This window comes from Sphaerotilus sp. (assembly GCF_031429695.1).
GTDB lineage: Bacteria > Pseudomonadota > Gammaproteobacteria > Burkholderiales > Burkholderiaceae_C > Sphaerotilus.
The window spans coordinates 61,143-79,191 of the sequence record NZ_JANPAB010000030.1 but is presented as its reverse complement, the minus strand read 5'-3'; the positions used below and the strand labels follow the sequence as shown (position 1 = coordinate 79,191).

Below are 18,049 nucleotides of genomic sequence, written 5' to 3'. Positions count from 1 at the left end.
GGCTCAGCTCCGCCCGATGGCGGTGAGCGCCGCTTGCAGCGCAGCGCGGTCCATCGTCTCCAGCGGCAGCGCGAGCAACTGCAGCATCCGGTAGCCGATCGCCTGCCGGGCCAGCTCGAAGGCGCGGGCCTTGCCGGCGTCGCCTCCTTCCGCGTTCGACGGGTCCGGGTAGCCCCAGTGGACCTTGACGGGCGGGGCGCCGTTCGAACCACTGCCGCCATGGAACACCGGGCAGCTTTCCGCCGCGGCCGAGTCGCACACGGTGATGACGATGGACAGCGGCGGCGCGTCCGGGCCAGTGAACTCGTCCCATGACTTGCTGCGGCAGGCCGCGGTGTCGATGCCGGCGGCGTTCAGCGCCTGCAGCGCGAACGGGTTGAGCCGGCCACTCGGGGCGCTGCCGGCGCTGTGGGCACGGACATCGCGACCGAGCCGAGCCGCCAGGTGGTTGAGCATGCCCTCGCTCAGCACGCTGCGGGCCGAGTTGTGGGTGCAGAGGATCAGGACGTGGACGGTCATGGCGGGTTCCGCTCAGCGTTCTGCTCAGCAGCAGGACGAGCCCGCCGACTTGACGGGGATGCCGATCGGCTTGCCACGCGGCGTTGGCGTGCAGCAGGCGGTGGCGGTTTCGACCACTGCGGCCGGGGCCTCGCGGAACACGGGGATGTTGCCGAGCGTGTGGAAATGCTCCCAGGCGATGCCCTGCGGGTCGGTGAGCCAGTGCTTTTCGCTCTTGGCGTAGCAGCAGGTGGTCGCGCCTTCGTCGAGCAAGGCCATGTCGGCGGCCTCGGCACGGGCTTTCAGCGCGGCGAGTTCCTCGGCGTTGTTGGTCTGGATGCCCAGGTGGTCGATGCCGGGCTGGGCACCGCGGGTCGAGATGGCGAAGTTGACCGCCGGGTCGTCGAGCATCCACTTGGCGTAGTCGCCCTCGACGCGGGCGGGTTCGGCGGCGAACAGCTTCGAATAGAAGGCGATGCTCCTGGCGAGGTCATTGACGTGGAGGTGGACGTGGAAACGCTTCATGCGGGACTCCGGTGGGGATGTGGGGATGGCTTGGGTCGGGTGATCAGCGGCAGGTGGTGCCGCAGTCGGGTGGGGCGGTCGTGGCGCAGGCGGTGGCTGCGCCTTCGCAGCAGTGCGCGGTGAGGTAGTCGAGCAGCGCGTTCATCTGCGCCATCGCGGCGCGGTAGATGAGGTTGCGGCCGTCGCGCTCCTGGGTGACGAGTCCGGCGTGCATCAGCTCCTTCAGGTGGAACGACAGCGTCGAGGCCGGCACGTCGAGCAGCACGCCGAGCGCACTCGGTGTCATGCCGTCCGGCCCGGCGCCAATCAAGGCCCGAAAGACGCGCAGCCGCATCGTTTGAGCCAGTGCGGCCAGCGCGGCGATAGCGGCGGATTCTTGCATTGTTTCGCTGGTTGATTCCATGTTTCCACTTTATTGGAATAGTGGATTTATTTCAAGGTGGCCCCTCCTTGTCAAAACACTGTCACATGTCAGCACGACCATGGCGGCTTCTGGTCGGTGAAGAGGTGAAGCGATGGCGATGCGCATGGTGGTGATGTTGGTCGACGACGCGGTGGTTCGCGAGTGGCTCTCGGCGCACACGGCACATGACACGCGGTGCCTGCGCGCCGGCCCGATCGAGATCGACGCCGAGCGGCACCTGATCACCGTCCACCGCCACGGGCGCACCACGCCGGTCGAACTGGCCCCGGTGGAACTGAAGCTGCTGCAGTGCCTGATGGCGCGACCGGACCATGCCGTCGAGCGGCGGCAGATCCTCGACGCGGTCTGGGGCGAGGGCAGCGAGGTCGATGCCCGCACCGTGGACCAGAACATCAAGCGACTGCGCCGCTGCCTCGAAGACGCCGGGGCGGGTGATGTCATCCGCACCGTGCGCGGCATCGGCTACCGCTTCAGTGCCGGGTCGTGATGCGGATCCGTGACGCCGGGTGTCACGAAACTTTCACAGCTTCTGCCTACATTGGCCCGAGTCCCACAACGATTCGTCTCCCCAGGAGAACCTCTGATGAACAAGCTGACCCAACTGGCCACCGTCGCCGCCCTCGTGACCGCTGCTGGCGTGCTGCCCTGCGTGGCGCAGGCGCAGGTCATCAAGATCGACGGCTCGTCCACCGTGTTCCCGATCACCGAAGGCGTGGCCGAGGACTTCCAGAAGATGAAGAAGGGTGCCATCAAGGTCACCGTCGGCATCTCGGGCACGGGTGGCGGTTTCAAGAAATTCTGCCGCGACGAGACCGACATCTCCGGCGCCTCGCGGCCGATCCTGACCAAGGAAATCGCCGACTGCAAGGCCGCGGGCGTCGAGTATTTCGAGCTGCCGGTGGCGTTCGATGCGCTGACCGTGGTCATCAACCCGAAGAACACCTTCCTGAAACAGATCACCGTCGCCGAGCTGAAGACGATGTGGGAGCCGGCCGCGCAAGGCAAGGTCATGACCTGGGACCAGGTGAACCCCGCGTGGCCGAAGGCGCCGATCAAGCTGTTCGGCGCGGGCGCCGATTCGGGCACCTTCGACTACTTCACCGAAGCCATCAACGGCAAGGCCAAGGCCAGCCGCGGTGACTTCACCGCATCCGAAGACGACAACGTGCTGGTCACCGGTGTGGCCAACGACGTGAACGCGCTCGGCTACTTCGGCTACGCCTACTACGCCGAGAACACCGCCAAGCTCAAGGCGGTGCCGATCGTCGAGAAGGCGGGCAAGCCGGGCGTGCTGCCGAGCGAACAGACCGTGATCGACGGCTCCTACCAGCCGCTGGCCCGCCCGATCTTCATCTACGTCAACGCCAAGTCGCTGGCCAAGCCGGAGGTGAAGGAGTTCGTCGAGTACTACATGAAGGCCGGCCCGAAGATCGCCAAGGAAGTGAAGTACGTGCCGCTGCCCCCGAAGGCGTACATCACCAACCTGGAGCACCTCGCCAAGGGCAAGAAGGGCACCGTGTTCGGTGGTGTCGCCGAAGTCGGCGTGACGATCGAGGCGCTGCAGGCGCGCGAAGCCAAGTAAGCGCCGGAGACCGCGCATGTCTGCCACCTCAGCAACCCCGGATGACGTGATGAACGTGACCTCCGTGCCGGCCCTCTCGGGGGCGGCGAAACTGGCCGAATACGCGGCATCCAAGGCCAAGCGCCAGCGCCGCGAGAAGGCCATCGAGCTGGTGTTGCTGGCGGCGGCCTGCGTGTCGGTCTTCACCACGCTGGGCATCGTCTACGTGCTGGTCAAGGAATCGCTGGTGTTCTTCCAGGCCGTGTCGATCGTCGATTTCCTGACCGACACGCAGTGGACGCCGCTGTTCTCGGACGCGCACTTCGGCATCGGCGTGCTGCTGTCGGGCACGCTCACCAGCTCGGTCGTCGCGCTGCTGATCGCCATCCCGCTCGGTACGGTGATCGCCATCTACCTGTCCGAGTTCGCCGGCCACAAGACCCGGGAAACGCTCAAGCCGATGCTGGAGCTGCTCTCGGGCATCCCGACCATCATCTACGGCTACTTCGCGCTGCTGTTCGTGACGCCGCTGCTGCAGAAGGTGTTCCCGGAGCTGCCGGGTTTCAACGTGCTGTCGGCCGGCATCGTGATGGGGATCATGATCATCCCGTACATCTCGTCGCTGTCGGAGGACGCGATGCGCTCGGTGCCGATGAGCCTGCGCGAAGGCTCCTACGCCATGGGCGCCACGCGGCTGCAGACCGCCGTGACGGTGGTCGTGCCGGCGGCGCTGTCGGGCATCGCGGCGGCCTACATCCTGGGCATCTCCCGGGCAGTGGGCGAGACCATGATCCTGGCGGTGGCTGCCGGGATGCAGCCCAACCTCACGCTCGATCCGACCCAGCCCGCCGCGACCATCACCTCGTACATCGTGCAGGTGGCGCTCGGTGACCTGCCGCACGGCAGCATCGGCTACCAGACCATCTTCGCCGCCGGCCTGACGCTGATGGCCGTGACGCTGGTGTTCAACCTGGCGGGCTACTGGCTGCGCCGTCGCTTCCGCGAAGCGTACTGAGTTACGGACTGAGGATCTCCCCATGGAACACACACGCAAGACCGATCTGGCCAGCCTGCGCGCCCTGATCCGCAAGCACAAGCGCTGGGACATGCTGTTCGGCCTGCTCGGGCTGGCCGCACTGGCGGTCGGCATCCTGACGCTGGTGGCGCTGTTCACCGACATGGCGCTCACCGGCTTCGGTCGGCTGGACGCGGATTTCTTCACCCACTTCCCCTCGCGCCGCGCAGGGCAGGCGGGAATCCTGTCGGCCTGGGTCGGCTCGATCCTGGTGATGGTGCTGACCGCGCTGGTGGCCGTGCCGCTGGGCATCGCCGGGGCGGTGTACCTGGAGGAATACGCCCGCAAGAACTGGTTCACCGACGTGATCGAGCTGAACATCACCAACCTGGCGGGCGTGCCATCGATCATCTACGGGCTGCTGGCGCTCGGGCTGTTCGTCTACACCTTCGGGCTGGGCCAGTCGATCCTGACGGCGGGGCTGACGCTGGCGCTGCTGATCCTGCCGATCGTCATCACCACCACCCGCGAAGCCTTGCGGGCGATTCCGCAGCATGTGCGCGAGGCGGCGTATGGCTGCGGCGCGTCGCAGTGGCAGGTTGTCAGCGACCACCTGCTGCCCTACAGCACGCCCGGCATCCTGACCGGCGTGATCATCGGCCTGTCGCGCGCCATCGGCGAGACCGCCCCGATCATCACCATCGGCGCGCTGACCTTCATCGCCTTCCTGCCGCCGGTGCCGTTCACGGCCGACGAAGCGGGCCATGTCGCGGGCCTGTTCGACTGGCTGTTCTCGCCGTTCACGGTGATGCCGATCCAGATCTTCAACTGGACTTCGCGCCCCGACCCCGCCTTCCACCAGAACGCCGCCGCCGCGAGCTTCGTGCTCGTCTTCATGACGCTGGGCATGAACGGCGTGGCCATCTGGCTGCGCTACCGCCTGCGCAAGAACATCAAGTGGTAACCAGGAAACCCTCCATGGCCTCGACCATCACCCTGCCCGACAACGCCCCGACGCTCAAGGCCGAATCGAAGCAACTCGACTTCTACTACGGCGACTTCCAGGCGCTCAAAGGCATCTCGATGCCCGTCTACGAGCACAAGGTCACCGCGCTGATCGGCCCCAGCGGCTGCGGCAAATCGACCTACCTGCGCTGCTTCAACCGGATGCACGACCTGTACCCGGGCCACCGCTACGGTGGCGGCGGCATCCACCTCTATCCGGACAACATCGACGTGCTCGACCGGAACGTCGATCCGATCGAGGTGCGCATGCGCGTGTCGATGGTGTTCCAGAAGCCGAATCCGTTCCCGAAGTCGATCTACGAGAACGTGGCCTACGGGCTGCGGGTGCGGGGCGAGAAATCGCGCAGCTACCTCGACGACAAGGTCGAGGCGGCGCTGAAGAGCGCGGCGCTGTGGAACGAGGCCAAGGACCGGCTGCACGATCTGGCGTCCGCCATGTCCGGCGGCCAGCAGCAGCGCCTGTGCATCGCCCGCGCCCTGGCGACCGACCCGGAAATCCTCCTGTTCGACGAGCCGACTTCGGCGCTCGACCCGATCGCCACCGGCGCGATCGAGGAGCTGATCGGCGAGATCAAGCACAAGGTGACCATCCTCATCGTCACCCACAACATGCAGCAGGCCGCCCGCGTGTCGGATTACACCGCCTACATGTACATCGGCGAACTCATCGAGTACGGCGCGACCCAGGACATCTTCATGAAGCCCAGGCGCAAGGAAACCGAGGACTACATCACCGGCCGTTTCGGTTGAGTCCGCGCCGCCTTCGGATCCACGCCTTCCAGGACACCCCATGAGCGACAAGCACCTTTCCACGCAGTTCGACGCCGAACTCAGCGGCATCTCCACCCGCGTGCTCGAAATGGGCGGTCTGGTCGAAGCCCAGGTCGCGCAAGCCGTCTACGCGCTGACCCACTTCAGCCACGAAACCGCCGACCAGGTCATCCGCCAGGAGCACCGGGTCAACCAGATGGAGATCGACATGGACCGCGATCTCTCGACCATCATCGCCCGGCGCCAGCCGACTGCCCGCGACCTGCGCCTGCTGATCGCCACGTCCAAGACCATCGGCAACCTGGAGCGTGTCGGCGACGAGGCGGCGCGCATCGCCCGCACCGTGCAGCGCCTGATGACCACGGGCATGTCCAGCCGCCTGCCGGTGGCCGACGTGTCGTTCGAGGCGGCGCTGGCCACCACCTCGCTGCGCCGGGCGCTCGGTGCCTTTGCGCGACTGGATGCGTCGCAGGCGCTGCAGGTCATCAAGCAGGACAACGAGATCGACGCCGAGTTCGACGGCCTGATGCGCAAGCTCATCACCTACATGATGGAAGACCCGCGGACCATTTCCGCCAGCATCGACCTCGTGTTCGTCGTCAAGGCGATCGAGCGCGTCGGCGACCACGCCAAGAACATCGCCGAGCAGGTGATCTACATCGTCAAGGGCGCCGACGTGCGCCACTCGCCGCTCGACAGCGTCGAGACGGCTATCCAGTAACTTCCGCAGAGGCCCACCATGGGACGCATCCTGATCGTCGAGGACGAGCCGGCCATCGCCGAGCTGATTGCGCTGAACCTGCGCTACGAGGGCCATGACGTGCGGGTCGCCGGCACGGCCGATGCCGCCGTGCGGCTGGTGACGGAGCAACTGCCGGAGCTGGTCATCCTGGACTGGATGCTGCCGGGCGAGTCGGGTGTGTCGCTGGCGAGGCGCTGGCGCGGTGACGTGCGCACCCGGGAGCTGCCGATCATCATGCTCACCGCCCGCTCCGAAGAGCGCGACCTGATCCAGGGGCTGGATGCGGGGGCGGACGACTACCTGACCAAGCCGTTCTCGCCCGGCGAGCTGCTGGCGCGCATCCGGGCGGTGCTGCGCCGCAAGCTGCCTGAGGCGCTGGACACGCCGGTCGACGCTGGCCCGATCCGGCTCGACCCGGCCACGCGCCGCGTCTGGCACGGCCACGAGGAGGTCGCGCTCGGCCCGACCGAGTTCCGCCTGCTGCGTTTCCTGATGACGCACCCGGAACGGGTCCACAGCCGCAGCCAGTTGCTCGACCGCGTCTGGGGCGACCATGTGTTCATCGAGGAACGCACGGTCGATGTCCACATCAAGCGCCTGCGGGCTGCGCTGGCGCCGGTCGGCTGCTCGGACCTGATCGAGACGGTGCGTGGTGCGGGTTATCGGCTGGCCCGGCCGACGGCCACCGGTGCCACCAGCCAGGCCGCTGCATGACCATCGCCCTGGTGCTGAGCCTGCTGCTGGCGTTTGGCGCCACGGTGGCGGCCTCGCAGATGTGGCGGCGCCAGCGCGTGCTGCTGCGCTGGACGGCGTCCGGCATGGGCGACAAGGACGCGCCCGATCTGCCGGGCACGCTCGGCGAGATCGGGGAGCGGGTTGAACGGGCCTTGCGCGCCGCGGATGTCCGGCAGGCCGAACACGCGCATCGGCTGGCGACCTTTCTCACCGCCATCGACGCATCACCCAACGGCATCCTGCTGCTCGACGCGCAGGACCAGTTGCAGTGGATCAACCAGACCGCGGCGGGCCATTTCGGGCTCGACGTGCAGCGCGACCGCGACCAGCGGGTGACCAACCTCGTGCGCTCGCCCGCGTTTGTCGAGTACCTGCAGGCGGAGCGGTTTGACGAGGGCGTGAGCTTTCCGAGTCCGCGGGGCGAGGCGATGCTGTCCGTCACGGTGCGGCCCTATGGTGATGCGCTGAAGCTCGTCCTGTCCCAGGACATCACCGTGCGCGAGCGCAGCGACCGGATGCGCCGCGACTTCGTCGCCAACGTCTCGCACGAGATCCGCAGTCCGCTGACCGTGCTGGCCGGCTTCATCGAAACCTTGGCGGATCTGCCGCTGACCGGTTCCGAGCGTCAGCGGGTGCTCGCCCTGATGCGCCAGCAGACCGACCGCATGCGCAACCTCGTCACCGATCTGCTGGCGCTGGCGCAGATCGAAGGCGCGCCGCGGCCACTGCCCGACACCTGGACCGACGTGGGAGAGTTGCTGGCGCAGATCGAGATCAGTGCCCGCGCCTCGGACCGGGATCAGCACCATTTCGAGCTGCAATCCGGCAGTCCGGCGCAATTGGGCGGGATCGAGTCCGAGCTGTTCAGCGCGTTCTGGAACTTGGTGAGCAACGCGCTGCGCTACACCCCGGCCGGTGGTCGCGTGACGGCGCAATGGTCGGTGCGGCCGGACGGGACGGGTGAGTTCCGGGTCACCGACACCGGTACGGGCATCGAGCGCGAGCACATCCCCCGCCTGACCGAGCGCTTCTACCGCGTGGACAGCAGCCGTTCGCGCGAGACCGGCGGCACGGGGCTGGGGCTGGCGATCGTCAAGCATGTGGTGCAGCGCCACGACGGCGAACTGCTGATCGACAGCGTGCCGGGCAAGGGCTCGGTGTTCCGGGTGGTGCTGCCGGCTTTTCGGGTTCGCGAAGGCCCCTTGGGCATGTGGGGAATTGGCCGGAACCTGTAATCTCGGCGGCTTCCATTGACTGGACGCTGCCTGATGACCACACCGCTCGATTCCACCGCACTCGACCAGACGTTTTTCGAGGCCCACACGGCCAATGCCTTCACTGCGCAGCCCGTCACCGACGCGGTGCTGCACGCCCTTTACGGCCTCTGCAAGTTCGGCCCGACCTCGATGAACTGCCAGCCGATGCGGCTGGTGTTCGTGCGTGGCGCCGAGGCCAAGGCACTGCTGCAGCCAACGCTGTCGCCCGGCAACGTGGACAAGACGATGGCCGCGCCGGTGACGGCCATCCTCGCCATCGACACCGCGTTCCACACCCACCTGCCAACGCAGTTCCCGTCCGGCGGTGCCGGGGCTGCCCAGCGATTTGCCGACAACCCGGCCATGGCCGCTGAAACTGGCCGGATCAGCGGCACGCTGCAGGGCGGCTACCTGATCCTGGCGGCGCGGATGCTCGGTCTGGGCGTCGGTCCGATGGGTGGATTCGACCGCGCCAAGGTGGACGCGGCGTTTTTCCCGGACGGGCGCTTCCAGTCGTATCTGCTGGTCAATCTGGGTCATGCCGATCCGGCTGGCAACCGTCCGCGCGGACCGCGTCTGGACTTCGACACGGCGGCCCGCATCCTCTGAAGGGGATTCCATGAACACCGTGCCAGCACCGTCTCCCACCGACTCGGACGCCCGCAGGCAATCGTTCGCCGACGTCCGGCGGGTGGTGGGCTGGTACGTTGTTGTTTCGGCGCTGTGGATCGGTCTGTCCGACTCCGTGGTGGCGCTGCTGCTGGCAGACCCGGAGCAGCGGGTGCTGGCCGGCTTGGTCAAGGGCTGGGGGTTCGTGGGAGTCACTGCGGTGTTGCTCTACGGCCTGATGGCGCGGGGTGTCGAGCGCCTGCACCGCGCGTTCGACCGCGAGCGGGCCGTCTGGCAGCACCACCAGCAGTCGCAGGCCCTGCTGCAGGCACTGGCCGAAGGCTCGCCGGACGCCATCTTCGCCAAGGACCGCGAGGGCCGCTACCAGTTGTTCAACCGGGCGGCTGCCCGCCTGGCGGGACTGGAGGTGGACCAGGTGATCGGGTTGGACGACACCGCCGTCTTTCCGGCCGACCAGGCGGCGATGGTCCGCGCCAATGACCAGCAGGTCATGCAGCAGGACCGGCCGGAGACCTTCGAGGAAGTGCTCGACACCGTTCAGGGCCGCATGACCTTTCTCGCCACCAAGGGACCGCTGCGCGATGCCAGCGGGCAGGTGACGGGCCTGTTCGGCATCTCCCGGGACATCACCGAACGCAGCGAGCTGGCGCAGCAGCGGCAGGCGGCGCTGGCCGAGGCCAGCCAGGCGCGGGACGTGTTGCGTGACGTGCTGGCGCGGGTGGACGACGGATTCGTCGCGCTCGACCAGGACTGGCGCTACACCTACCTCAACCTGCAGGCTGCGCGCCTGCTGGGCCGAGAGCACCCGGATGACCTGATCGGCCGCAACATCTGGATCGAGTTTCCCGAGGGGATCGGCCAGCCGTTTCACCGGGCCTACGAGCAGGCGATGCGCACCCAGCAGCCTGTTGTGCTGGAGGAGCATTTCAAGCCCTGGGACCGCTGGTTCGAGAACCGCATCTACCCGTCGCCAGAGGGCCTGTCGATCTATTTCACCGACATCACGGCCCGCAAGTCCGCCGAACGTGCCCTGCAGGTCAGCGAGTTGCGCTACCGGCTGGCGGCGCGCCAGGGGCAGGTGTGGGACTGGAGTGCAGAGACCAGGGAACTGATCGTGGCCACTGAATTCTGGCAAGGTCTGGGGCAGACCGCGCCATCCCCGGAGGGCAGCCTGCAGCACCTGGAGAGCTGCCTGCATCCGGACGACCTGTCGCGTTTCCGGCACGCCCTGACGGCGCATCTGAGCCAGCGGGTGCCGTACGGCCTGGAGTTCCGCCTGCGCCATGCCGACGGTTCGTGGCACTGGTTCCGCACGCATGGCCAGGCGGTGTGGGACGCGCAGGGCCGGGCCACCTACATGGCCGGCACCACCTTCGACATCACCGAGCGCCGACGTGCCGAGGAGGCGCTGCGCGAGTCCGAGGCCTACCGGCGCCTGGTGTTCGAACAACTGGCCGACGGTGTCCTGCTGATCGACCGCACGCTGCGCATCCTCGACGCTAACCCCCAGGCGCTGGCCATGCTGGGTTACGCGCACGACGAGTTGCTGCGGCTGTCGCTGCCGGACCTGCTGGCCGACCAGGAACGTGCGCGGCTCGATAGCGAGATGCTGCGGCTGCCGGCGGGTGGTACCCACCTCGACGAATGGGAACACCGGCGCCGCGATGGCACGCAGTTTCCGGCCGAGGTCAGCATGCGGTCGCTGGACGCGCAGCGCCACGTGCAGGTGCTGCGGGACATCACCGTGCGGCGTGCGTCGGAGAAGGCCGTGCTGACCTACCAGATGGAGCTGGCCGAGCTGACCCGGCGTTTGCTGGAGCAGGAAAAGGAGACCACCCAGCGCGTGGCGCAGTCGCTGCACGACCAGGTCGGGCAGACCCTGGCCGTGGTCCGCCTCCACCTGGACGCGGCCCACACCTCCTTTGGGGCGACGATGCCAGAAGGCCTGCACCTCGCCTGCGACCGCATCGCGCAGATGCTCGACCAGGCGGTGCGCGAAGTGCGGCAGGTTCTGGCCGACCTGCGCCCGCCGCTGCTGGAGGAGCAAGGGCTGGCCGCCGCGATCGACAACGAGATCCGCTCGCGGGTGCTGCCCGGTGTCGGCATCGACAACGGGGCGGACGTGCTGGTCGAAGCGGGCGATGACGTGGTAGCGGGGCGCTGGCCGGCGGATGTGGAATACGGCTTCTTCATGGTGGCACGAGAGGCCATCGCCAATGCCCGCCAGCACGCTGGCGCAAGCCTGATCCGCGTGCTGCTGTCGGCGCCGACCGGGCACGGGGGACTCGACCTGTGCGTGATCGACGATGGTCGAGGCATTCCGGCGCCGATGCTGCACGGCCGGCCCGGGCACCTCGGCATCGTCGGCATGCGCGAACGGGCCATTGCCATTGGCGCGCGTTTTGCTGTGTCACACGGCATTGGCCCTGGGATTGGCAGTGGCCGTGGCACCGAGGTTTCCATGCACTGGGAGGGGCCTGCGCCGTGACGGATGTCTATCTGGTGGACGACCACGCCATGATGCGCGATGGTCTGCGCGCCGTGCTGCAGGCTGGCGGCCACCGGATCGTCGGTGAAACGGGGGATCCGACGCTGGCGCTGGCGGAACTGCAGCGGCTCGTGCCCGCGCTGTTGCTGCTTGATCTGCACCTGGGCGAACGCTCCGGGCTGGAGCTGCTCACCGAGCTGCAGCGGCGCCGCCTGCCAACCCGCACCATCGTGCTGACCATGTCGGCCCAGCCCCGGCATGTGGCCGAGGCGATGCGGCTGGGTGCGGCGGGCTACGTGCTCAAGGGGTCGTCGTCGGCGGAACTGATGGGCGCGATCGACACCGTGCTGCAGGGCCGCCGCCACCTCAGCCCCGAGGTGGCCGATCTGGCCGTGCAGGGCCTGACGGCCCGCGACGAGTCCTCTGCGGTCGATGCCTTGTCGGTGCGCGAGCGGCAGATCGCCGAGCTGGTGGTGCGCGGGCGGTCGAGCACCGAAATCGGTGCGCTGCTGCACCTGTCGTCCAAGACGGTGGACTCCTACCGCAGCCGCCTGATGGGCAAGCTCGCCGTGGCGGATGTGCCCGCGCTGGTGCGGCTGGCCATCCGGGCCGGCCTGATCGATGCCGCCGAGCCGTGACTTTGTTCCAGCGTTGACGCGGGTTCCCGCCACCACGCATCCAGAACTCCCCACAGACCGTGACGGGCCGCCCGCCTAGAGTCATGGCATGCCCCAGACCCTTTTGGAATTCGCGCGGCCGTCCGATCCCGGTGACCCGGCGCCTGCCACCTTGCCCTGTCGGGTGCTGATGGTCGTCGGCGTGTCGAGCCGGCATGCGCTGGTGCGCGAGGTACTGGCCCGTGCCGTGCCGGGCGCGCTGGTCGAGTCGGCCGATTCGGTGGTGGACGCGCTTTTGTGTTCCATGCGCAAACCCGCCGACTTGCTGCTGCTGGACCTGTCGGTGGACGACGCCTTCGCGCCGATCGTGGTGCGCCACCTGGCCCGCGTGGCGCCGGTCACCGAGGTGCTGCTGTTCGACGTGTGTGCGCGCACCGTGCCCGGTCACCAGGTGGTGCGGGCCTGGGCTGACCTGGAAGCCGTGTTGCGACACTGGCACAAGAACAAGATGAAAGCTGCAAATGATGCCGGCACCGAAGCCTCTTGATGAAGCCGCGCGTCTGCGCACCCTGCATGGGCTGAACGTGCTCGACAGCCCGGCCGACCCAGTGCTGGATGGGCTGGTGCGCAGTGCCGCGCTGGCGCTGGATTGTCCGATCTCCATGGTCAGTCTGGTCGATGCGGGCCGCCAATGGTTCAAGGCCGTTCTGGGGCTGCCCGTCACGCAGACTGACCGTGCCACGGGGTTGTGCGGTTACACCATCCTTGGCGACACGGTGTTCGAGGTGCCCGACACGACGCTGGACGAGCGGTTCGCCGACAACCCGCTGGTCACCGGGGAACCGAATCTGCGTTTCTACGCCGGGGTGCCGATCGACATCGACGGCCACAAGATCGGCACGCTGTGCATCCTCGACCGCGAGCCACGCCGCCTCACCGAGGCGCAGCGCGGCATCCTGGTCGATCTCGGCCGGGCGGCGGCCCACTGGATGGTGAGCTGGCGCCAGGCCCAGGCGCTGGATCTGCACCTCCACCACCTCGAAGACCGGGTGGCCCGCCGCACGGCCGAACTGGCGCTGGCCAAGCAGGCCGCCGAAGCGGCCAACGAGGCCAAGAGCGCCTTCCTGGCCACCATGAGCCACGAGATCCGCACGCCGATGAACGGCGTGGTCGGCATCGTCGATGTGCTGCGGCAGTCTAGCCTCACGCCCTACCAGTCCGATCTGGCCGACACGATCCGCGACTCGGCCTTCGCGCTGCTGGGTATTCTGGATGGCATCCTCGATTTCTCGAAGATCGAGGCGGGGCATCTGGCGCTGGAATCGGAGCCCGTCGCGCTGCTGCGGCTGGCCGAAGGGGTGTGCGACACGCTGCAGCCGGTGGCGGCGGCCCGGCGCGTGGCGCTGCAGGTGTTCGTCGATCCGACGCTGCCCGACTGGATCAGCAGCGACGCAGTGCGGCTGCGTCAGATCCTCAACAACCTGGTGGGCAATGCCATCAAGTTCTCGGCGGGAATCGAACGACCCGGCCAGGTGCGGGTGCGTGTCGAGGCCCACGGCGTGGACCGATTTCGCCTGCAGGTGTGCGACAACGGGGTCGGACTGCCGCTGTCGGCCCAGACCCGGATCTTCGATCCGTTCGAGCAGGCCGAAGGCAGCACCTCGCGCCGCTATGGCGGGACCGGCCTCGGGCTGTCCATCTGCCGCCGTCTGGCGAGCGCCTTTGGTGGCGAGATCGGTGTCGAGAGCCAGCCGGGGGAGGGCGCCGTGTTCACGGTGACCCTGCCGATGCACCGGTGCGACACGGTGCCGGGGCAGTTGCTGGCGGCGGCCGAGCGGGTGAATGACCTGTCGGGGTTGCATTGCCACATCGTGCTGGGGGACGCGCAGCAGGCCCGGGACTGGTGTGCCTATCTGGCGGGCGCGGGCGCTCAGGTGCAGTGCTGGCCGGCGCTGGACCCTCTGCGGCAGGCGCTGACCGGGTTGCCGCCGGACCGCTCGACCGTCGTGCTGTGCCAGACCGACCAGACCCGCGAGCCGCTGGACACCACGCTGGACCGGCTGCGCGAGGAGGTGGGGGCGCCGGGGCTGCGCTGGGTCTGGCTTGCGCCGGGCCAGCGCCGCAACCCGCGGGTGCTCGGCCCCGGGCTGGTGGTGCTCGACCACGATGCGTTGCACCGCGCCGCGCTGCTCAAGGCGGTGGCGCTGGCCGCCAGCCGGCTCGTGCCGGAACCGATGGACCTCGCCGCCAGCGTGCCGCTGGGCAGTGCACTGGCGCCCGACCAGGGCGAGACTGGCCTGCAGGGCCGCCTGGTGCTGGTGGCCGAGGACAACGACATCAACCAGAAGGTGATCCGCCGCCAGCTTTCACTGCTCGGGCTGGCGGCCGAGGTGGCCGGCAACGGGCTGGATGCGCTGGAACGCGCCCGCAGCGGACGCTACGCCCTGCTGCTGACCGACCTGCACATGCCCGGCATGGATGGCTATGAACTCGCCAGCGCCGTGCGGCGCGAGGAACTGCCCGGCCAGCGGCTGCCCATCATCGCGCTGACCGCCAACGCCCTGAGCGGCGAGGCCGAGCGCTGCCGCGCCGCCGGCATGGACGACTACCTCAGCAAGCCGGTGCAGCTCGACCAGCTCGGCGCGACGCTGGCGCGCTGGCTGACCGGTCTACCCGAGGTGGCTGCGGCTGGGCCACTGCCCGCCGAGATCCCGCTGCTGCCGGTGTTCGACAGCACGGCGCTGGCGCAGCTCATCGGGGACGATCCGGTGCTGCTGGCCAGTTTCCGGCGTGACTTCCTCGCCTCGACGCGGGCCACGGCCCAGGTGCTGCGCACGGCGGTGGCCCGCACCGACTGGTCACAGGTGGGCGCGCTGGGACACCGTCTGGTGTCGTCGGCCCGTGCCATCGGGGCGATGGCGCTGGGGGGATGCTGCGCCGGACTGGAACAGGCTGGCGCGGCGGGTGACGGCGTGGCGGTCATGGCCCTGCTGCAGCGCTTCGAGAGCGAGCTGGCGCTGCTGGTGGCGCGTCTGGACGACGAACCGGCGGTGCGGGACACCCCATTGCTCTGCGGCGCCGAGCCCGAGCTGATGCTCGTGGACGACGATCCGTTCCAGTTGCAGGTGCTGCAGCGCCAGCTCGCCACGCTGGGCGTCCCGCTGGTGCAGTCCTGCACGTCCGGTGCCGCGGCCTTGCAGCGGCTGCGCGGGCGCGACACATCGGCCATGCTGTTGCTGCTCGACCTGAACATGCCGGGCATGGACGGGGTCGAGTTCATGCGCCACCTGGCCGAGCAGCACTACGCCGGTGCGCTGGCGCTGATCAGCGGCGCCGACACCCGCGTGCTGGAGACGGCGGCCAAGCTCGCCAGCGCCTACCAGCTCCATGTCCTGAGCCACCTGCACAAGCCGGTGCCGTCGGCCATCCTGAGCGATCTGGTGGCACGCTGGCGCGGGTTCGTGCCGGCGCAGATCCACCGGGCGGCCCGCACGCGCCGGCCGGAAGAGATCGAGCGTGCCCTGCGTGGCAACGAGCTGGTGCTGCACTACCAGCCCAAGGTGGCGCTGTCCGACGGTTCGGTGGTCGGCGTGGAAGCGCTGGTGCGCTGGCGGCATCCGACCGAAGGTCTGCTGTATCCCGACAGCTTCATCGCCGTGACCGAATCCAGCGGCCAGATCGACGCGCTCACCCGCAACGTGCTGTCGCAGGCGCTGGCCCAGGCCCGGCGCTGGCGGGCGGCGGGCATGGCGCTGCGGGTGGCGGTCAACGTCTCGATGGACAACCTGGCGCGGCTGGACTTCCCGGAGTTCGTGCTGCGCGAGGCCACGCACCACGGCGTGCCGCTGGCCGACCTGATGCTGGAGGTGACCGAGTCGCGCCTGACACGCGACGCCCGGGTGCCGATGGACATCCTCACCCGGCTGCGGCTCAAGCACATCGGCCTGTCGATCGACGACTTCGGCACCGGCCATTCGTCGCTGGCGCAGTTGCGCGACATCCCCTTCGATGAACTCAAGATCGACCGCGGCTTCGTGCATGGCAACCGTGACCACGCCACCCAGCGCGCCATCTTCACCGCCAGCCTGGAGATGGCGCACCAGCTCGACATGACTGCGGTGGCCGAGGGCGTGGAGGACCGGGCCGACTGGGATTTCGTGCGCGCCGCCGGTTGTGACATCGCGCAGGGGTTTTTCATTGGCCGTCCGATGCCGGCGGAAGCGTTGCCGGAGTGGATCCGGCTTTGGTACAAGCGCTGCGAAACCCTGTGACCTCGGCAGCCCGCCCGGTTCGCCGACAATCGGGCCATGCAAATCCCCACCGTCCCTGTCGCCTGTCTCGACCACCTTGACGCGCTGTTCGCCGATGGGCGACGGCGTGTGCTGATCGGCCTGATCGGCCCGCCGGGGGCGGGCAAGTCCACCTTCGCCGCCGCGCTGCTCGCGGCCTGGGAGGCGCGCCACCCGGGCACGGCGCAGGTGGTGCCGATGGACGGCTACCACCTCGCCAATGTCGAACTGGCCCGCCTTGGCCGGGCCGCACGCAAGGGCGCGCCCGACACCTTCGACAGTGCCGGTTTCGTCGCGCTGCTGCGCCGCCTGCGCGATCAGCCAGCGGGCGAGACCGTGCTGGCACCCGAGTTCCGCCGCGAGATCGAGGAGCCGGTCGCTGGCGCGATTCCCGTGTTTGCCGAAACCCGGCTGGTCATCACCGAGGGCAACTACCTGCTGCTGGACGACCCGCGGCTGGGGGCGTGGGGCGGCGTGCGCGCCTTGCTGGATGCTGCGTGGTACGTGGACGTCGATCCTGCGCTGCGGCTGGAGCGCCTGATCGCCCGCCATGTGCAGTTCGGCCGCAGCGCCGAGGCGGCCCGTGCCTGGGTGGCCTCGACCGACGAGCCGAACGCCCGGCTGATCGAATCGACGCGGGCGCGGGCCGATCGCGTCATCGCGTGGTGAACCGGAGCATCCGATGGATCTGGGACTGAAGAACAAGACGGCGCTCGTGCTGGGCGCCAGCAGCGGGCTCGGCGCGGCCATCGCCCGCACACTGGCTGCCGAGGGCGCCCGCGTGGCCGTGGCGGCCCGGCGCACGGACCGGCTGACCACCCTCGTGGCCGAGATCGAGTCCGCCGGAGGCCAGGCGCTGGCGCTCACCTGGGATCTGGCCGATCTGGCGCAGATCGAACCGAACATCGCCGAGATCGAGGCGCGTTTCGGTCCGGTCGAGATCCTGGTCAACAACACCGGGGGACCGCCCCCGAGCACGGCCGCCGGCCAGTCGCCCGAGCGCTGGCTGGCGCAGTTCCAGGCGATGGTGCTGAGCGTGATCGCGGTGACGGACCGCGTGCTGCCCGGCATGCGCACGCAGCGCTGGGGCCGCATCGTCACCAGCACCTCGTCGGGCGTGGTCGCGCCGATCGCGAACCTGGCGATGTCGAACGCGCTGCGGCTGTCGCTGGTGGGCTGGTCGAAGACGCTGGCCCGCGAAGTGGCGCGTGACGGCATCACCGCCAACATCGTCGTGCCCGGCCGCATCGCCACCGACCGCATCCAGTTCCTCGACGAGATGGCCGCGCAGCGGCAGGGCAAGGATCTTGCGCAGGTGCAGGCCGACAGCACCGCGGCGATCCCGATGGGGCGTGTGGGCGATGTGCAGGAATACGCGGATGTGGTCGCGTTTCTGGCGAGCGCGCGGGCGTCGTACGTGACCGGGTCGGTGGTTCGTGTCGACGGTGGAGTGATCCCGAGCGTCTGAGTCC

The 18,049-nt window shown here is 68.6% G+C and carries 18 protein-coding genes; 15 read left to right on the top strand and 3 right to left on the bottom strand.

Going from position 1 to position 18,049, the window contains the following annotated elements:
- Positions 1-3 precede the first annotated feature (3 nt).
- Genes RMP06_RS06010 through RMP06_RS06000 form a run of 3 tightly spaced genes read right to left on the bottom strand, consistent with a single transcriptional unit; the run spans position 4 to position 1,405 of the window.
- On the bottom strand, positions 4-519 hold the full coding sequence (locus RMP06_RS06010; RefSeq protein WP_310460867.1) for an arsenate reductase ArsC: 516 nt from the start codon (positions 517-519) through the stop codon (positions 4-6).
- Positions 520-543: 24 nt separating this feature from the next.
- Positions 544-1,023 carry an ArsI/CadI family heavy metal resistance metalloenzyme gene (locus tag RMP06_RS06005; protein ID WP_310460866.1) on the bottom strand — a complete coding sequence of 160 codons (480 nt, stop codon included), beginning with the start codon at positions 1,021-1,023 and terminating at the stop codon, positions 544-546.
- 43 nt (positions 1,024-1,066) lie between these two features.
- A complete protein-coding gene (locus RMP06_RS06000) occupies positions 1,067-1,405 on the bottom strand; it encodes an ArsR/SmtB family transcription factor (protein WP_310460865.1) in 339 nt (112 codons plus the stop codon).
- A gap of 133 nt (positions 1,406-1,538) precedes the next feature.
- Here RMP06_RS06000 and RMP06_RS05995 point away from each other — a divergent pair, with 133 nt between their 5' ends.
- The 15 genes from RMP06_RS05995 (at position 1,539) to RMP06_RS05925 (ending at position 18,045) form a co-directional block, all read left to right on the top strand.
- Complete coding sequence (locus RMP06_RS05995) at positions 1,539-1,934, top strand: winged helix-turn-helix domain-containing protein (protein WP_310460864.1); 396 nt, start codon at positions 1,539-1,541, stop codon at positions 1,932-1,934.
- Positions 1,935-2,030: 96 nt separating this feature from the next.
- On the top strand, positions 2,031-3,029 hold the full coding sequence (locus RMP06_RS05990) for a PstS family phosphate ABC transporter substrate-binding protein (protein WP_310460863.1): 999 nt from the start codon (positions 2,031-2,033) through the stop codon (positions 3,027-3,029).
- Positions 3,030-3,045: 16 nt separating this feature from the next.
- Positions 3,046-4,023, top strand: a complete 978-nt coding sequence (gene pstC, locus RMP06_RS05985) for a phosphate ABC transporter permease subunit PstC (protein WP_310460862.1) — start codon at positions 3,046-3,048, stop codon at positions 4,021-4,023.
- A 22-nt stretch (positions 4,024-4,045) separates the two neighbouring features.
- A complete protein-coding gene (gene pstA, locus RMP06_RS05980; RefSeq protein WP_310460861.1) occupies positions 4,046-4,987 on the top strand; it encodes a phosphate ABC transporter permease PstA in 942 nt (313 codons plus the stop codon).
- A gap of 14 nt (positions 4,988-5,001) precedes the next feature.
- The gene (gene pstB / locus RMP06_RS05975) at positions 5,002-5,799 is read left to right on the top strand and encodes a phosphate ABC transporter ATP-binding protein PstB (RefSeq protein WP_310460860.1); all 798 of its coding nucleotides are present in this window, start codon (positions 5,002-5,004) and stop codon (positions 5,797-5,799) included.
- Between the two features lie 40 nt (positions 5,800-5,839).
- Positions 5,840-6,541: a phosphate signaling complex protein PhoU gene (phoU, locus tag RMP06_RS05970; RefSeq protein WP_310460859.1), complete on the top strand. Its 702-nt coding sequence runs from the start codon at positions 5,840-5,842 to the stop codon at positions 6,539-6,541.
- A gap of 18 nt (positions 6,542-6,559) precedes the next feature.
- Positions 6,560-7,276, top strand: coding sequence for a phosphate regulon transcriptional regulator PhoB (gene phoB, locus RMP06_RS05965; RefSeq protein ID WP_310460858.1), 717 nt, complete (start codon positions 6,560-6,562; stop codon positions 7,274-7,276).
- Entirely contained in the window at positions 7,273-8,532 is a 1,260-nt protein-coding gene (phoR, locus tag RMP06_RS05960) for a phosphate regulon sensor histidine kinase PhoR (protein WP_310460857.1), read from the top strand. Before phoB ends, phoR begins: the two co-directional genes overlap by 4 nt.
- Before the next feature lie 33 nt (positions 8,533-8,565).
- The gene (locus RMP06_RS05955; protein WP_310460856.1) at positions 8,566-9,162 is read left to right on the top strand and encodes a malonic semialdehyde reductase; all 597 of its coding nucleotides are present in this window, start codon (positions 8,566-8,568) and stop codon (positions 9,160-9,162) included.
- Positions 9,163-9,172: 10 nt separating this feature from the next.
- Positions 9,173-11,671, top strand: coding sequence for a PAS domain-containing sensor histidine kinase (locus RMP06_RS05950; RefSeq protein ID WP_310460855.1), 2,499 nt, complete (start codon positions 9,173-9,175; stop codon positions 11,669-11,671).
- Positions 11,668-12,309, top strand: coding sequence for a response regulator (locus RMP06_RS05945; protein ID WP_310460854.1), 642 nt, complete (start codon positions 11,668-11,670; stop codon positions 12,307-12,309). Before RMP06_RS05950 ends, RMP06_RS05945 begins: the two co-directional genes overlap by 4 nt.
- A gap of 88 nt (positions 12,310-12,397) precedes the next feature.
- Positions 12,398-12,835: a hypothetical protein gene (locus RMP06_RS05940; RefSeq protein WP_310460853.1), complete on the top strand. Its 438-nt coding sequence runs from the start codon at positions 12,398-12,400 to the stop codon at positions 12,833-12,835.
- The gene (locus RMP06_RS05935) at positions 12,813-16,559 is read left to right on the top strand and encodes an EAL domain-containing protein (protein WP_310460852.1); all 3,747 of its coding nucleotides are present in this window, start codon (positions 12,813-12,815) and stop codon (positions 16,557-16,559) included. Before RMP06_RS05940 ends, RMP06_RS05935 begins: the two co-directional genes overlap by 23 nt.
- Before the next feature lie 36 nt (positions 16,560-16,595).
- Positions 16,596-17,246, top strand: coding sequence for a nucleoside/nucleotide kinase family protein (locus RMP06_RS05930; protein ID WP_310460851.1), 651 nt, complete (start codon positions 16,596-16,598; stop codon positions 17,244-17,246).
- A gap of 13 nt (positions 17,247-17,259) precedes the next feature.
- A complete protein-coding gene (locus tag RMP06_RS05925; protein WP_310460850.1) occupies positions 17,260-18,045 on the top strand; it encodes an SDR family oxidoreductase in 786 nt (261 codons plus the stop codon).
- Positions 18,046-18,049 lie beyond the last annotated feature (4 nt).

What these genes read in the sequence shown, in the direction of transcription:
- RMP06_RS06010 (WP_310460867.1), bottom strand. Translation starts at nt 519, where the DNA reads ATGACCGTCCACGTCCTGATCCTCTGCACCCACAACTCGGCCCGCAGC.
- RMP06_RS06005 (WP_310460866.1), bottom strand. Translation starts at nt 1,023, where the DNA reads ATGAAGCGTTTCCACGTCCACCTCCACGTCAATGACCTCGCCAGGAGC.
- RMP06_RS06000 (WP_310460865.1), bottom strand. Translation starts at nt 1,405, where the DNA reads ATGCAAGAATCCGCCGCTATCGCCGCGCTGGCCGCACTGGCTCAAACG.
- RMP06_RS05995 (WP_310460864.1), top strand. Translation starts at nt 1,539, where the DNA reads ATGGCGATGCGCATGGTGGTGATGTTGGTCGACGACGCGGTGGTTCGC.
- RMP06_RS05990 (WP_310460863.1), top strand. Translation starts at nt 2,031, where the DNA reads ATGAACAAGCTGACCCAACTGGCCACCGTCGCCGCCCTCGTGACCGCT.
- pstC (WP_310460862.1), top strand. Translation starts at nt 3,046, where the DNA reads ATGTCTGCCACCTCAGCAACCCCGGATGACGTGATGAACGTGACCTCC.
- pstA (WP_310460861.1), top strand. Translation starts at nt 4,046, where the DNA reads ATGGAACACACACGCAAGACCGATCTGGCCAGCCTGCGCGCCCTGATC.
- pstB (WP_310460860.1), top strand. Translation starts at nt 5,002, where the DNA reads ATGGCCTCGACCATCACCCTGCCCGACAACGCCCCGACGCTCAAGGCC.
- phoU (WP_310460859.1), top strand. Translation starts at nt 5,840, where the DNA reads ATGAGCGACAAGCACCTTTCCACGCAGTTCGACGCCGAACTCAGCGGC.
- phoB (WP_310460858.1), top strand. Translation starts at nt 6,560, where the DNA reads ATGGGACGCATCCTGATCGTCGAGGACGAGCCGGCCATCGCCGAGCTG.
- phoR (WP_310460857.1), top strand. Translation starts at nt 7,273, where the DNA reads ATGACCATCGCCCTGGTGCTGAGCCTGCTGCTGGCGTTTGGCGCCACG.
- RMP06_RS05955 (WP_310460856.1), top strand. Translation starts at nt 8,566, where the DNA reads ATGACCACACCGCTCGATTCCACCGCACTCGACCAGACGTTTTTCGAG.
- RMP06_RS05950 (WP_310460855.1), top strand. Translation starts at nt 9,173, where the DNA reads ATGAACACCGTGCCAGCACCGTCTCCCACCGACTCGGACGCCCGCAGG.
- RMP06_RS05940 (WP_310460853.1), top strand. Translation starts at nt 12,398, where the DNA reads ATGCCCCAGACCCTTTTGGAATTCGCGCGGCCGTCCGATCCCGGTGAC.
- RMP06_RS05935 (WP_310460852.1), top strand. Translation starts at nt 12,813, where the DNA reads ATGCCGGCACCGAAGCCTCTTGATGAAGCCGCGCGTCTGCGCACCCTG.
- RMP06_RS05930 (WP_310460851.1), top strand. Translation starts at nt 16,596, where the DNA reads ATGCAAATCCCCACCGTCCCTGTCGCCTGTCTCGACCACCTTGACGCG.
- RMP06_RS05925 (WP_310460850.1), top strand. Translation starts at nt 17,260, where the DNA reads ATGGATCTGGGACTGAAGAACAAGACGGCGCTCGTGCTGGGCGCCAGC.